Source organism: Curtobacterium sp. Arg-1 (assembly GCF_025643395.1).
GTDB lineage: Bacteria > Actinomycetota > Actinomycetes > Actinomycetales > Microbacteriaceae > Curtobacterium > Curtobacterium poinsettiae.
Window position 1 is genome coordinate 1,543,553 of sequence record NZ_CP095731.1, and the last position, 13,794, is coordinate 1,557,346.

Consider the following 13,794-nt stretch of genomic DNA (forward strand, 5'->3'; position numbering starts at 1 on the left):
ATGCCGAGTGCTCTCCCGATCGCCGATCCAGCACCCGCGGACGGCCTGATCACGCCGTGGGCGGCAGCGGGCCCCGCCACCGGCCCCGGCGCTGCTCCCGCCGCCGGTGACGTCCCGTTCGGCGTCTACGTGCACGTCCCGTTCTGCCGTGTGCGCTGTGGCTACTGCGACTTCAACACCTACACGGCCTCCGAGCTCCGCGGCGTCCGTCGCGACGACTACGCCGGCCACGCCGTGCGCGAGATCGAGTGGGCCGCGACCGTGCTCGACCGTTCCGGCGTGCCGCGGCGCCCGGTGTCGACCGTGTTCTTCGGCGGCGGGACCCCGACCATGCTGCCGGCGTCCGACCTGGCGATGATCCTGCGGGCGATCGACGACACGTGGGGCATCCTGCCCGGGGCCGAGGTCACCACCGAGGCGAACCCAGACTCCGTCGACGCGGCGTCGCTCGAGACCCTGCGGGCTGGCGGGTTCAACCGGATCAGCTACGGGATGCAGTCCGCGGTGCCGCACGTGCTCGCCACGCTCGACCGAACGCACGACCCCCTGCGGGTCCCCGTCGTCGTCGACCTCGCGAAGCAGCAGGGGCTCGACGTCTCGCTCGACCTGATCTACTCCACGCCGGGGGAGTCGCTCGCCGACTGGCGGACCTCGCTCGACGCCGCGATCGCGTGCGAGCCCGACCACGTGTCGGCCTACTCGCTCATCGTCGAGGACGGCACCGCGATGGGCCGCATGGTCGCCCGCGGTGAGCTCCCCGCCCCCGACGACGACCTGGCCGCCGACATGTACGAGCTCGCCGACCAGGTGCTCGGTGACGCCGGCTACTCCTGGTACGAGGTGTCGAACTGGGCGCGCGGCGACGGGCACGCGAGTCGCCACAACCTGTCCTACTGGAAGGGCCACGACTGGTGGGGCGTCGGCCCCGGTGCGCACTCCGCCGTCGCCGGTACCCGCTGGTGGAACGTCAAGCACCCGGCCGCCTACGCGAACCGGGTGCTGTCGGGGGAGTCGCCGGCCGCCGGCCGCGAGACCATCGACGACGAGACGCGGTACGTCGAGCGCCTGCTGCTCGCCGCGCGGGTCCGCGGGGAGCTCGCCACGAGCGAGATCCGCCAGGAGGCCCGTGGCCGGGTCGCCGGCCTCATCGCACGCGGGCTCGTGGACGGGTCGGCCGCGGTGCGGGGACGCATCGACCTGACCCTGCAGGGTCGGCTGCTCGCCGACGCGGTGGTGCGGGAGCTGCTCGACTGAGCGGCGTGCGCACTGCTTGCTGCCGAGTGCGTGCCGCTTACTGCTTGATGAACTCGATCGAGAGCGGGTAGCGGTAGAACTGGCCCTGGTTCGCGGCGATCGCGGCCATGATGCTGAAGATCAGCGACACGATGCCCGCGGCGAAGATGATCAGGAGCCCGACCCCGAACACCGAGGTGAGGGAACCGACCACGTAGGCGATCGCCATCGTGATGTGGAAGTTCAGGGCGACCCGGGTGTGCTCGCGGATGAAGCCGCCGCGGTCGCGCAGGACCAGGTAGGCCACCAGCGGTGCGACCACGGTGAAGAAGATGCCGCCGATGTGCGTCAGCGTCGCCCAGAGGCGCTGGTCCTCGGGGCTCATCGGCTGGGGCGGGGTGTACCCGGAGGGGTACTGGGGCCCGCCGGGGTACTGGGGGCCGCCGGGCTGCTGCGGCCCGCCGGGGCCGGGGCCGTACTGGCCCCCGGGCTGCTGGGGGCCACTGGGCTGCTGGGGCCCGCCGGGCTGCTGCGGCCCGCCGGGCTGCTGCGGCCCGCCGGGCTGCTGCGGCCCGCCGGGCTGCTGGTCGGAAGGGCCGCCGGGCTGCTGTCCGTAGGTCATGGCGGAAGCGTATCGGCCGACCGCCCGGAAGTCCCGGGCCGTCAGCGGTCGGGCGTAGGATCAGCAGTCGACACGTCCGAGTGCCAGGTCGATCGGGAAGGAGACGCTCGTGGTCAGTGAACGCAGCCTCGAGGTCCTCAAGGCCATCGTGCGCGACTACGTGGCGTCGCGTGAACCCGTCGGGTCGAAGACCATCGTCGAGCGGCACGCCTTCGGGGTCAGCGCCGCGACCATCCGCAACGACATGGCCCTGCTCGAGGACGAACAGCTCATCGCGGCCCCGCACACCTCGTCCGGTCGCGTACCGACCGACAAGGGATACCGCCTCTTCGTGGACCACCTCGCCGGTGCCCGTCCGCTCTCCAGCGCGCAGCGGCACGCCATCGAGACCTTCCTCGGCGCCCCGAACGACCTCGACGAAGTCCTCGGGCGCACCGTCCGGCTGCTCAGCCAGCTCACGAACCAGGTCGCCCTGGTGCAGTACCCGTCGATGGTGCGCGCCCGCGTGCAGCACGTCGAGCTGGTGCGGCTCGGTGACGCCCGGCTGATGGTGGTGCTCATCACCGACACCGCCCGGGTCGAGCAGCGCGTGGTCGAGACCGACGTCGCGCTCGACGAGGACTCGCTCGGCGAACTCCGCACCGTGGTGAACGGCGCCACGGTGGGGCTCCTGCTGCAGGACGTCCCGACCGCACTCCGGGCCGTGCCGCAGCAGCTCCGCCCCGACGCCCAGACGCTCGGCGGGGTCGTCGTCGCCACGCTCATCGAGCAGGTCGCTGCGAACCGGCAGGACCGCCTGCTGATGGCCGGTGCGGCGAACCTGGCGAAGAGCGAGCAGGACTTCTCCGGCGGCCTCTTCCCCGTGCTCGAAGCGATCGAGGAACAAGTCACCCTGCTCCGCTTGTTCGGGGAGATGCAGGTGGACGACATCGCGGTGGCGGCCAGCATCGGCGTCGAGAACGCCGAGTACGGGCTCGACGCCACGAGCATCGTCGCCGGCGGCTACCTGGCCGGTGGCGAGGTGGCCCGACTGGGCGTCCTCGGACCGACCCGGATGGACTACGGCACGAACATGGCGGCCGTCCGGGCCGTCGCCCGGTACCTGTCCAAACTCCTGGGCGAACATTGACCAACCGACCGAACCCAACCGACTGAGGGATACGTGGCAGACCACTACGACGTCCTCGGCGTCCAGCGAGACGCCTCCGATGCCGACATCAAGAAGGCCTACCGCCGCCTGGCGCGTGAGCTCCACCCGGACGTGAACCCGGCACCCGACGCCGCCGAGCGCTTCAAGGACGTGACGCACGCGTACGACGTGCTGAGCGACCCCGAGCAGCGACGCCGGTACGACGCCGGACCGCAGGCCGACAGCCCCTTCGGAGGCGGTGCTGGCGGCTTCAGCGACATCTTCGACGCCTTCTTCGGTGGTGGCGGTGGCGGCGGACGTGGCTCCGGCCCCCGCAGCCGTGCCGAACGGGGGCAGGACGCCCTGCTCCGCATCGAGGTCGACCTCGACGAGGTCGTCTTCGGCACCCACAAGGACGTCGAGGTCGACACGGCCGTGCTGTGCGAGACCTGCCACGGCTCCTGCTGCGCACCGGGCACCAGCCCGCGCACGTGCGACATCTGCGGCGGTTCCGGGCACATCCAGCGCCAGGTCCGGTCGCTCCTCGGCAACGTCGTGACGAGCGCCCCGTGCGGCACCTGCCGCGGGTACGGCACCGTCATCCCGAGCCCCTGCCCGACCTGCCAGGGCCAGGGCCGCGTCCGCGCCCGTCGCACCGTACCGGTGGACGTCCCCGCCGGCGTCGACTCCGGACTGCGGCTGCAGATGCCGGGCCAGGGCGAGGTCGGTCCGGCCGGTGGCCCGTCCGGTGACCTGTACCTCGAGATCCGCGTGCGCCACGACGACGTCTTCAGCCGCGACGGTGACGACCTGCTGGCCACGCTCGAGGTCGGCATGACCGACGCCGTCCTCGGCACGACCACCACCATCGACGGCCTCGACGGTCCGGTCGAGCTCGAGATCCGACCCGGTGTGCAGAGCGCCGACGTCCTCGTCATCAAGGACCGCGGCATCACGAAGCTGCGCGGGAACGGCCGCGGTGACCTGCGGGTCGGCGTGCAGGTCGTCACCCCGACCAAGCTGTCCCACAAGGAACGGCAGCTGGTCGAGCAGCTGGCGAAGTCGCACAAGACGACGGCTCCGCAGCTCGCCCGGTTCCAGCAGGGCATGTTCGGCAAGCTCCGCGACCGTTTCTTCAACCACTGATGGCGTCGCTGTACCTCGTCGACTCGCTCGACGTCGTCGTCGGCGACACGGTGTCGCTCGACGGCGCCGAGGGCCGGCACGCGGTCTCCGTCGCGCGGGTCCGGGTCGGCGAGGTCCTGCGGATCGCCGACGGTCGGGGCACCGTGGTGTCCGGACCGGTCACGGCACTCGGCAAGGACACGCTGGAGCTCGCGGTCGAGACCCTCGAGCACCAGGACGCACCGCGTCCGTCGCTGACGCTGGTGCAGGCACTGGCGAAGGGCGGCCGCGACGAGATGGCCGTGCAGGCGGCGACCGAGATCGGTGTCGACCGGGTGGTGCCGTGGTCGGCTGCGCGCAGTGTCTCCCGGTGGGACGGCGCGAAGGTCGAGAAGGGTCGTGCGCGGTGGGCCGCCATCGCGCACGAGGCGGCGAAGCAGGCGATCCGTCCGCGCGTCCCTGCGGTGGCACCGCTCGCGACGACGGGCCAGCTCGTGTCGGCCCTCGGAGCAGGGACCGCACTCGTCGTGCTCGACCCCACCGCGACCGTGCGGCTCGCCACCTGGGAACCACCGACGGACGCCGAGGACATCGCGCTCGTCGTCGGACCCGAAGGCGGCATCGACGGTGCCGAGCTCGACCGGCTCGAGGCCGCCGGTGCGGTGCGTGTCCGACTCGGCGACAGCGTGCTCCGCACCTCCACCGCAGGACCGGCGGCACTCGCTGTCCTGCAGGCGCGACTGGGCCGCTGGTGAGCCGGACCCCGCCGTCGGACGCGTCCTACGATGGAGCCATGAGCACCAGCACGCCCAGCGTCTTCTCCAAGATCATCGCGCGCGAGATCCCGGCGACCATCGTCGCCGAGGACGACCGTGTCATCGCGATCGAGGACATCGCGCCCAAGGCCCCCGTCCACGTGCTCGTCGTGCCCAAGACGGAGCAGTACGCGAACGTCGCGGAGCTCGCCGCGGGGGACCCCGACCTCCTGGCCCACGTGGTCGCCACGGCGCAGCGCATCGCCGACGAGCGCGCCGACGGCCAGTTCCGACTCGTCTTCAACACCGGCGAAGCCGCCGGTCAGACCGTGTTCCACGTGCACGCGCACGTACTCGCAGGTGAACTGCAGGAAGGCACCCTTGCCGGATAACGAACCAGCACAGCCCACCGCCGCCGACGAACAGCCCGTCTCCGTCTCGCTCCAGGTCGACGGCATCGCCATGGTGCAGCTGCTCGGCCCCCAGGACCGACTGCTCAAGACCGTCGAGCGCCAGTACCCGGGTGTCCGGGTGGTCGTCCGTGGCAACGAGGTCACGCTGACCGGCCCCGAACGCGACGTCGCCCGCGCGAAGGCGCTCGTCGACGAGCTCGTCGGCATGGTCAAGCGCGGGCAGGAGATCGGCCCGTCCGACATCCCGATGTCCGCACGGATCCTCGACGACGACCGCAAGCCGTCCGACACCTTCGGCACCCCGATCGTCTCGAGCCGCGGCAAGTCCGTCCGGCCGAAGACCGACGGGCAGCGTGCCTACGTCGACGCCATCGACGAGCACACGATCACGTTCGGCATCGGCCCGGCCGGGACCGGCAAGACCTACCTGGCGATGGCGAAGGCCGTGCAGGCGCTGCAGCGGCGCGAGGTCAACAGGATCATCCTGACGCGTCCCGCGGTCGAGGCCGGCGAGCGGCTCGGCTTCCTGCCGGGCACGCTCACCGACAAGATCGACCCCTACCTGCGGCCGCTCTACGACGCCCTGAACGAGATGATGGACCCGGAGCTCGTCCCGAAGCTCCTGGCGGCCGGCACCGTCGAGGTCGCCCCGCTGGCGTACATGCGTGGTCGGACCCTGAACGACTCGTTCGTCGTGCTCGACGAGGCGCAGAACACCACGCCCGAGCAGATGAAGATGTTCCTGACCCGTCTCGGGTTCGGTTCGAAGATGGTCATCACGGGTGACATCACCCAGGTCGACCTGCCGGGCAACGTGTCCGGTCTCCGGCTCGTGACCCGCATCCTCGACCAGGTCGAGGACATCCACTTCGCCCGTCTCGGCAGCGAGGACGTGGTCCGCCACACCCTCGTCGGTCGGATCGTCGACGCCTACACGGTCTACGACGAAGAGCGGCTCGCCGAGCAGGCCGGCCAGCGCCCCGGCGGCCGCGGAACCGCTCCGGTCGGCAACCCCGACGGCGCCAACCGCGCCGAGCGTCGTGGGCGCCCGCCGCAGGACCGTGCACGGCCCCCGTACCCCCAGAACGACGCCCGAGGAGGCAACCGGTGAGCATCGAGCTCAACAACGAGTCCGGCGTCGAGGTGGACGAGGCCGCGATCCAGCGGCTCGCCGCGTTCGCCCTGGACGCCATGCACGTCCACGCCGACGCGGAGCTCGCGATCGTGCTGGTCGACGAGGGCGCGATGGAGCAGTTGCACGTGCGGTGGATGGACGAGCCCGGCCCGACGGACGTCCTGAGCTTCCCGATGGACGAACTGCGGCCCGGCACCGAGGACGACCCGACGCCGGCCGGACTGCTCGGCGACATCGTGCTCTGCCCGCAGGTGGCCGAGGAGCAGGCGAAGACCGCCGGGCACTCGAGCACCGACGAGATGCTCCTGCTCACCTGCCACGGCATCCTGCACCTGCTCGGCTTCGACCACGCCGAACCCGACGAGAAGGCCGAGATGTTCGGCATCCAGGGCGAGATCCTGACCGCGTTCGCCGCCCAGCACCGAGGGCGGTAGCCGATGGTCGTCGTCGCCGGACTCCTCGCGGTGGCGCTGGGGCTCGTCGTGCTCGGCGGGCTCCTCGCCGCGAGCGACGCCGCGCTCTCCGTGGTGTCCCGTGCCGACCTCGAGGAGATCGCCAGGGGCAACAAGCGCCGTCGGTCGATCGAGGCGATCGCGGACGACGTCGGCGCGCACGTGAACGCGCTGAACTTCTTCCGGGTGCTGGCCGAGACGGCCGCTGCTGTGCTCGTCACGATCGCGCTGGTGCGTGCCTTCGACAGCTGGTGGGTGGCGCTCGTCGTCTCCGCCGCGATCATGACCGCGGTGTCGTTCGTGCTGGTCGGGTCGAGCCCGCGGAGTGTCGGGCGGGCCCACGCCGAGCGACTCATCGGTGCCACCGGCGGCATCGTCCGCGGGGTGCGCATCGTGCTCGGACCGCTCGCCGGGCTGCTCGTCCACATCGGCGACCGGGTCACCCCCGGCCGCGGCCGGAGCGCGTCCACGGTGTCGAGCGAGGAACAGCTGCTCTCCCTGGTCGACGAGGCCACCGAGAGCAACGTGCTCGAGGACGAGGACCGCGAGCTCATCCACTCGGTGTTCGAGTTCAGCGACACCCTGGTGCGTGAGGTCATGGTGCCGCGGACGGACATGCTCACCGTCGACGGCGCGGACACCCTCGGTGTGGCCATGGAGCAGTTCCTCGCCGCCGGTGTCTCCCGCATGCCGGTCACGGGCAAGGACAGCGACGACGTGCGCGGTGTCCTGTACCTCCGCGACGTCGCGCGGTCGCTGTACGAGCGGCCGGCGTCCCGTGGTGAGCGGGTCAGCCGGCTGCTCCGCCCCGCCGAGTTCGTGCCGGAGTCGAAGCACGCCGACGACACCCTGCGGCACATGCAGCTCGCCAAGAACCACCTGGTGCTGGTGGTCGACGAGTACGGCGGAGTCGCCGGACTCGTGACCATGGAGGACCTCATCGAGGAGCTCGTCGGCGACATCTCCGACGAGTACGACCGCGCCGTCGTCGACCGCACCGAGGTCGAGCCGGGTGTGTGGCGGATCTCCGCACGACTGCCGGTCGACGAGCTCGGCGACCTGTTCGGCATCGAGCTCGACGACGACGACGTCGACACCGCCGGTGGGCTGCTCACCAAGGAGCTCGGACACCTTGCCGTGTCCGGCGAGACCGTCACCGTGTCCGGCGTCGTCCTGACCGCCGACCGTGTCGAGGGCAAGCGCCGCCACCTGATCACCGTGCTCGCCGAGCGCACCCATGCCCTGGCCGACGTCGAGGACGCCTTCGACGACGCCGAAACCACCACGACGGGAACCACGCACGCATGACCGACCCCGACACCACCCCAGCCGGCTCGGACAAGCCCTACCGCGCGGGCTTCGTCTCGTTCGTCGGCCGTCCGAACGTCGGCAAGTCGACGCTGACCAACGCCCTGGTGGGCGAGAAGGTCGCGATCACGTCGTCGAAGCCGCAGACCACCAGGCGTGCCATCCGCGGGATCGTGCACCGGCCCGACGGGCAGGTCATCATCGTGGACACGCCGGGCGTGCACCGTCCGCGCACGCTGCTCGGCGAACGGCTGAACGACCTCGTCCAGTCCACGCTGGGCGACGTCGACGTGATCGGGTTCTGCGTGCCGGCGAACGAACCCGTCGGTCCCGGCGACCGGTTCATCAACGACACGCTCGACCAGTACCCGCGCGCCAAGAAGATCGCGATCGTCACCAAGATCGACAGCACCTCGAAGGACCGCGTCGGCGAGCAGCTGCTGGCCGTCTCGAAGCTCCGCGACTGGGACGCCGTGGTGCCGACCTCGGGCACACGGGGCATGCAGCTCGAAGACCTGCTGGGCGTCGTCACGAGCCTCTTGCCCGAGTCTCCGCAGCTGTACGACTCGAGCGCGGTGACCGAGGAGACCGACGAGGAGCGCATCGGCGAACTCATCCGTGAGGCGGCGCTCGAAGGTGTCCGTGACGAGCTGCCGCACTCGCTGGCCGTCGTCATCGAGGACATCGTCGAACCCGACGAGGACGACGACGCCGACGGGCCACTGCGCATCTTCGCGAACCTGTTCGTCGAGCGCGACAGTCAGAAGGCGATCGTCATCGGGCACAAGGGCGAGCGTCTCAAGGACGTCGGCTCGCGGGCCCGCGTCGAGATCGAGTCGCTGCTCGGTGGCCGGCACGTCTACCTGAACATCCGCGTGAAGGTGGCCAAGGAGTGGCAGCGTGACCCGAAGCAGCTCGGACGCCTCGGCTTCTGATCGTCGGACCCCTGCAGCCCGGGTCATCCGGGCGAGGGACGCGCTGGTGAGCGGTCCGCCGTACCGTGGACGGGTGTTCCGTCCGATGCTCCGTGCGCAGGTCATCACCGACCTGGTGATCGCCGTGCTGCTCGGCGGCCTCGTGCTGATCGCCAGCGGGCGCGGCATCGACGGTCCGCTGTCGGTGATCACGGTCGTCGGCATGACCGCCGCCCTGGCGCTCCGTCGGTCGTCACCGGGGCTGGCACTGGCCGTGGCGTGGGTGTTCGCGGTCTTCGAGATGGTCACCCTGCAGGTGCCGGACGTCTCGAACGCGTTCATCGCCGGCGTGATGTACACCACGAGTGCGTACGGCAGCCGTCGTGTGCGGCTGGCCGGACTCGTGTCGGCGATCGTCGGTTCGGTGACCGCGGCGGCCTACCTGGGCTTCGACGACTACCAGAACCGGCTCACGTACGAGACCGCCTCGACCCCGCTGCAGGAGTCGCTGCAGGTCACGTTCTCGTTCTTCGCCGTCGTCCTGCTCCTGCTCCTGTTGCCCTGGCTCGCCGGGCTCGTGGTCCGGACCCGTCGGTCGGCGAGCATGAGCCGCGAAGCCCAGCTGCTCGCCGAGCGTGACGCCGCGCGGGCCGACCGGGCCGTGGCCGTCGAGCAGGAGCGTGTCCGGATCGCCCGCGACATGCACGACATCGTCGCCCACTCGCTCGCGGTCGTCATCGCGCAGTCCGACGGTGCCCGGTACGCGCTGAAGGCCGACCCCGCCGTCGCCGATCAAGCGCTCAGCACCATCTCGACCACCGCCCGGCGGGCGCTCGGCGACGTCCGTGAACTCCTCGGCGCGCTCCGGCACGAGCAGGGGACCGCGCCGACGCCCGAGATCGACGACATCGACCGGCTCGTCGACGAGATGCGCCAGCTCGGGCTCGACGTCCGGGTGGAGCGCGAGGGCGACCCCGGCGGGCTGCCGACCACCACGCAGCTCGCGGTGTACCGGATCGTGCAGGAGAGCCTGACGAACGCGTACAAGCACGGCGAGCCGGGCTGTCCGGTGCACGCCGCTCTGACCTACCGACCGGACACGGTCGAGATCGCCGTCGTGAACCGCCGAGCCGACGACGGTGTCCGCGGCCCGGGCACGGGCCACGGACTGGTCGGCATGCGCGAGCGCGCCGTGATGACCGGTGGCACGATGACCGCAGGAGCCCGGGGCGACGACTTCGCGGTCGCCGTCCGGATGCCGACCGTCCCGGCCAGTGGGCAGATGCCCCGCGGTCGCATCACCCCCACCGAGCAGGAGCGCAGCGCCCGATGACCACGACCCCGACCGACGATCATGCGATCCGCGTTGCCCTCGTCGACGACCAAGCGCTCTTCCGCACCGGCATCCGGATGCTCATCGACTCGCAGCCCGACCTGCGGTTCGTCGGCGAGGCCGGCGACGGGGCCGAGGGGGTCGAGCTCGTCCGCCGGACCCGCCCCGACGTGGTGCTGATGGACGTCCGGATGCCCGTGATGGACGGCATCACGGCGACCGGCCACATCGTCGAGCAGTCCGGCACCGACGGCGCGAAGGTCCTCGTGCTGACGACGTTCGACTTCGACGAGGCCGCCGCCAAGGCCATCCGTGCCGGAGCGAGCGGGTTCGTGCTCAAGGACGCCGACCCCGAGTTCCTGCTCGCCGCGGTCCGCACCGTGCACGCCGGCACCGCGGTGTTCGCCGCCTCGGCGACCCGTGAGCTCCTGCGACGGTACGACGACTCGGTCGGACGCGCCGCTGCGGTGCCCGCGGCCTTCTCCGACCTCACCCCGCGTGAGCGCGAGATCTTCGACCTGGCCGCCCGCGGCTTCAGCAACAGCGAGATCGCCCAGCACGAGTACGTCAGCGAGGCGACCGTGAAGACGCACATCTCGCGGGTCCTGACGAAGCTCGAGCTCCGCGACCGGGTCCGTCTCGTCGTCTTCGCCCACGAACACGGGCTCGTCACCAAGGCCGACTGACGCCGGGTCATCCCGACGGATGACCCCTCCACAGACAACCGAGCCGAGCGGACGATCCACAGGAGCCGTCCGAGCGACGCGTGACGGGGCCGGCGGCGGCCATCGTGGATGCATGACCACCAGCCACGCTCCGATCATCCGCCTCGACCACGTGTCCAAGCACTACGGCGACGCCGCCCGACGCGTCACCGCGCTCGACGACGTCAGCGTCGACATCGGCGCGGGGGAGTTCACCGCGGTGATGGGGCCGTCCGGGTCCGGCAAGTCGACGCTCATGCACGTCGCGGCCGGCCTCGACGCCGTGACCACCGGCCGGATCCACATCGACGGCGTCGACATCACGGCCCTGGGCGACAAGGACCTCACCGAGCTGCGCCGTCGTCGACTGGGCTTCGTCTTCCAGTCGTTCAACCTCGTCCCGACGCTCGACGTCAGCGAGAACATCCGGCTGCCGTTCCTGCTCGGTGGGCACAAGCCCTCGCGCGAGGAGACCGCCTGGATCGACCGTCTGGTCGAGATGCTCGGACTCGGCAACCGGCTGACCCACCGGCCGCACCAGCTCTCCGGCGGGCAGCAGCAGCGCGTCGCCATCGCGCGGGCCCTCGCCTCGCGACCGGCGGTGGTCGTCGCCGACGAGCCGACCGGTGCCCTCGACTCCCGCACGGGTCGCGACGTCCTGTCGATCCTGCGCGGTGCCGTGCAGGAATGGGGCCAGAGCGTCGTCATGGTCACGCACGACCCGGTGGCCGCCGCGAACGCCGACCGCATCCTGTTCCTGGCCGACGGCCGGATCGTCGCCGACCGCCCGGCGATGGACGCCGGCGCGATCTCCACCACGATGCTCGGGATGGAGGCGGCAGCGTGAACGGCGTCCGCTCCTTCGCCCCCACCGTCCTGGTTGCTGCCCTCGGCACCACGTTCGGTTCCGCCCTGGTCATCGCACCGGGCATCGTCACCGAAGCGCTCCGAGCAGCCGGCGTCGCCGACCTCGGGCCGATCAAGGCGATCCTGTCCGTGGTCGGGTGGTTGTTCCTCGGCATCGCGCTCTACGTCGGCGCGATCGTCACCGCGAACACCTGCGCCACCCTGATCGCCGGGCAGACCCGGATCATCGCGCTGCAGCGGCTCGTCGGGGCGACCGGAGCCACGCTCCGTGCGCGGATCACCCGGACCGGTCTGGTCGTCGGCGTGCTCGGCGGGGTCATCGGTGCCGTCGTCGGGACCGCACTCTCGGCACTCTTCGTCGTCGTCCTGCGGGGCAACGGTGTCCTGCCCGACACCGAGTACACGTACGTGCCGTGGGAGCTCGTCCTGCCGGTCGTTGCCGTCGTCCTCGCCACCTGGGGCGCCTTCGCCTCCGGGTCGCGTCGCGTGCTCACCGTCACCCCGCTCGAAGCGCTCTCGTCGTCCGTCGAGCCCAGCCACGACGACGTCCGGTCCGGTACCGCCCGCAAGGTCTGGGCGATCGTGCTCATGGCCGGCGGTGCGCTGCTGATGGCGCTCGGGCTCGCCGTCAGCTCGGTGTCCCCGGTCGCGGTCCTGCCGGCGGCGCTGGGCGGGTTCGTCTCCTTCGCCGGGGTCGCGGTCGGGGCGACGATCGTGATGCCGCCCGTGCTGCAGCTCATCGGGCGCATCGGCTCGCACGACCCGGTGGTCCTGCTCGCCGGGCGCAACGCGATGCGGGCGCCGGGGCGGTCCTCGCGGGCGACCATCGGGCTCGTCATCGGTGTCACCCTGCTCGTCACCTTCGCGGTGGCGCTCGGGATCATGCAGCACGTGCTCGAGACCCAGATGCGCGCGTTGAGCGAGGGGAGTGCCACACCGGCGATGATCGAGGCGCAGCGTGACCTGTTCGTGCAGATCAACGCCGTCGTCAGCGTGATCGTCGGGTTCTCCGCCGTGATCGCCGCCGTCGGGGTCGTGAACGCCCTGGCACTCGGGGTGCTCCAGCGTCGACGCGAACTCGGGCTGCTCCGCGTGCTCGGCCTGACCGGTGCCCAGGTGCGCCGGATGATCGTCACCGAGGCCGTGCAGATGGTCGTCGCGGCCGTCGTCTCGGGTCTCGCGCTCGGCACCCTGTACGGCTGGGTCGGCGGGCAGACGCTCCTCGGCTCGCTCGGGACTCCCGTGTCGCCGGTGCTCCCACCGCTGACGATCGGCATCGTGGTGGTCGGCGCGCTGGTCCTGGCGGTCGTCGCGACCATCGCCCCGGTGCGCCGCGCGATGCGCGTCCCGCCGACCGAGGCGCTCGCGGTCGACTGACCCGGCGCCCTCGGCGCACCACACGACGAGACGGGAGGCCCGGTGCCAGCTGGCACCGGGCCTCCCGTGTCGTCGTGGCGTCACGCCGACGTCCTCTGCACGGCGCGGCCACGCCGCTCACGTCCGCCGAGTGGTCTCGAACTGTCGTCTGGACGCGGTCCGGGCGACAGAACGTGACCACTCGGCGACCGACCCGCGGCATGTCGTGACCGCTCGGAGCTGCTCGGAGCCACTCGGCAACCCGCTCGGCACGCCAGCCTGCATCCCCGCTCGAGCGCGCCGAGGTCCTGCGTCACACGCTTGCGCCAGCCCGCTGCTCCGGTGCTACCGTGGGTCCCGATGTACTCCGCACTGCTCCTCCTTCGCTGCCGCGACGAGGCCTGACACTCCGGCCCACCTCGTCGCGGAGTCCGTCGTGGCCGCACTG

At 71.4% G+C, this 13,794-nt stretch carries 14 protein-coding genes; 13 read left to right on the plus strand and 1 reads right to left on the minus strand.

Translation table 11 applies throughout. The features are described 5' to 3' along the window. Window positions 1-1,254: a radical SAM family heme chaperone HemW gene (gene hemW / locus MXD64_RS07410; protein WP_031259452.1), complete on the plus strand. Its 1,254-nt coding sequence runs from the start codon at window positions 1-3 to the stop codon at window positions 1,252-1,254. Window positions 1,255-1,291: 37 nt separating this feature from the next. Here hemW and MXD64_RS17755 read toward each other — a convergent pair whose 3' ends face one another. After that, on the minus strand, window positions 1,292-1,855 hold the full coding sequence (locus MXD64_RS17755) for a DUF4870 domain-containing protein (RefSeq protein WP_307858773.1): 564 nt from the start codon (window positions 1,853-1,855) through the stop codon (window positions 1,292-1,294). Window positions 1,856-1,964: 109 nt separating this feature from the next. Here MXD64_RS17755 and hrcA point away from each other — a divergent pair, with 109 nt between their 5' ends. From hrcA to MXD64_RS07475, 12 genes are all read left to right on the plus strand, one after another. Continuing rightward, window positions 1,965-2,984, plus strand: coding sequence for a heat-inducible transcriptional repressor HrcA (gene hrcA / locus MXD64_RS07420; protein WP_017886670.1), 1,020 nt, complete (start codon window positions 1,965-1,967; stop codon window positions 2,982-2,984). Between the two features lie 33 nt (window positions 2,985-3,017). Further along, entirely contained in the window at window positions 3,018-4,130 is a 1,113-nt protein-coding gene (gene dnaJ / locus MXD64_RS07425) for a molecular chaperone DnaJ (protein WP_017886671.1), read from the plus strand. Further along, window positions 4,130-4,864 (plus strand): 16S rRNA (uracil(1498)-N(3))-methyltransferase, encoded by a 735-nt coding sequence (locus MXD64_RS07430; protein WP_263137343.1) that lies wholly within the window; start codon window positions 4,130-4,132, stop codon window positions 4,862-4,864. The genes dnaJ and MXD64_RS07430 overlap by 1 nt, the downstream gene beginning before the upstream one ends. Window positions 4,865-4,902: 38 nt before the next feature. Beyond that, on the plus strand, window positions 4,903-5,256 hold the full coding sequence (locus MXD64_RS07435) for a histidine triad nucleotide-binding protein (RefSeq protein WP_017886673.1): 354 nt from the start codon (window positions 4,903-4,905) through the stop codon (window positions 5,254-5,256). After that, window positions 5,246-6,388, plus strand: coding sequence for a PhoH family protein (locus tag MXD64_RS07440; protein ID WP_042540165.1), 1,143 nt, complete (start codon window positions 5,246-5,248; stop codon window positions 6,386-6,388). The genes MXD64_RS07435 and MXD64_RS07440 overlap by 11 nt, the downstream gene beginning before the upstream one ends. Beyond that, window positions 6,385-6,846, plus strand: a complete 462-nt coding sequence (ybeY, locus tag MXD64_RS07445) for an rRNA maturation RNase YbeY (RefSeq protein WP_017886675.1) — start codon at window positions 6,385-6,387, stop codon at window positions 6,844-6,846. Before MXD64_RS07440 ends, ybeY begins: the two co-directional genes overlap by 4 nt. Window positions 6,847-6,849: 3 nt before the next feature. After that, complete coding sequence (locus MXD64_RS07450) at window positions 6,850-8,172, plus strand: hemolysin family protein (RefSeq protein ID WP_017886676.1); 1,323 nt, start codon at window positions 6,850-6,852, stop codon at window positions 8,170-8,172. Continuing rightward, window positions 8,169-9,107 (plus strand): GTPase Era, encoded by a 939-nt coding sequence (gene era, locus MXD64_RS07455; RefSeq protein ID WP_042540163.1) that lies wholly within the window; start codon window positions 8,169-8,171, stop codon window positions 9,105-9,107. Before MXD64_RS07450 ends, era begins: the two co-directional genes overlap by 4 nt. Before the next feature lie 73 nt (window positions 9,108-9,180). Further along, complete coding sequence (locus tag MXD64_RS07460; RefSeq protein ID WP_194590603.1) at window positions 9,181-10,419, plus strand: sensor histidine kinase; 1,239 nt, start codon at window positions 9,181-9,183, stop codon at window positions 10,417-10,419. Continuing rightward, window positions 10,416-11,105, plus strand: coding sequence for a response regulator (locus MXD64_RS07465; RefSeq protein ID WP_056068296.1), 690 nt, complete (start codon window positions 10,416-10,418; stop codon window positions 11,103-11,105). Before MXD64_RS07460 ends, MXD64_RS07465 begins: the two co-directional genes overlap by 4 nt. A 112-nt stretch (window positions 11,106-11,217) precedes the next feature. Continuing rightward, on the plus strand, window positions 11,218-11,970 hold the full coding sequence (locus tag MXD64_RS07470; RefSeq protein WP_017886680.1) for an ABC transporter ATP-binding protein: 753 nt from the start codon (window positions 11,218-11,220) through the stop codon (window positions 11,968-11,970). Then, window positions 11,967-13,367 (plus strand): ABC transporter permease, encoded by a 1,401-nt coding sequence (locus tag MXD64_RS07475; protein ID WP_017886681.1) that lies wholly within the window; start codon window positions 11,967-11,969, stop codon window positions 13,365-13,367. The genes MXD64_RS07470 and MXD64_RS07475 overlap by 4 nt, the downstream gene beginning before the upstream one ends. Window positions 13,368-13,794: the final 427 nt, after the last annotated feature.

Bases quoted from the DNA above. Each gene is read 5' to 3' on its own strand.
- MXD64_RS17755 (WP_307858773.1), bottom strand. From the start codon at position 1,855: ATGACCTACGGACAGCAGCCCGGCGGCCCTTCCGACCAGCAGCCCGGC.
- hemW (WP_031259452.1), top strand. From the start codon at position 1: ATGCCGAGTGCTCTCCCGATCGCCGATCCAGCACCCGCGGACGGCCTG.
- MXD64_RS07435 (WP_017886673.1), top strand. From the start codon at position 4,903: ATGAGCACCAGCACGCCCAGCGTCTTCTCCAAGATCATCGCGCGCGAG.
- era (WP_042540163.1), top strand. From the start codon at position 8,169: ATGACCGACCCCGACACCACCCCAGCCGGCTCGGACAAGCCCTACCGC.
- MXD64_RS07430 (WP_263137343.1), top strand. From the start codon at position 4,130: ATGGCGTCGCTGTACCTCGTCGACTCGCTCGACGTCGTCGTCGGCGAC.
- MXD64_RS07465 (WP_056068296.1), top strand. From the start codon at position 10,416: ATGACCACGACCCCGACCGACGATCATGCGATCCGCGTTGCCCTCGTC.
- MXD64_RS07470 (WP_017886680.1), top strand. From the start codon at position 11,218: ATGACCACCAGCCACGCTCCGATCATCCGCCTCGACCACGTGTCCAAG.
- MXD64_RS07450 (WP_017886676.1), top strand. From the start codon at position 6,850: ATGGTCGTCGTCGCCGGACTCCTCGCGGTGGCGCTGGGGCTCGTCGTG.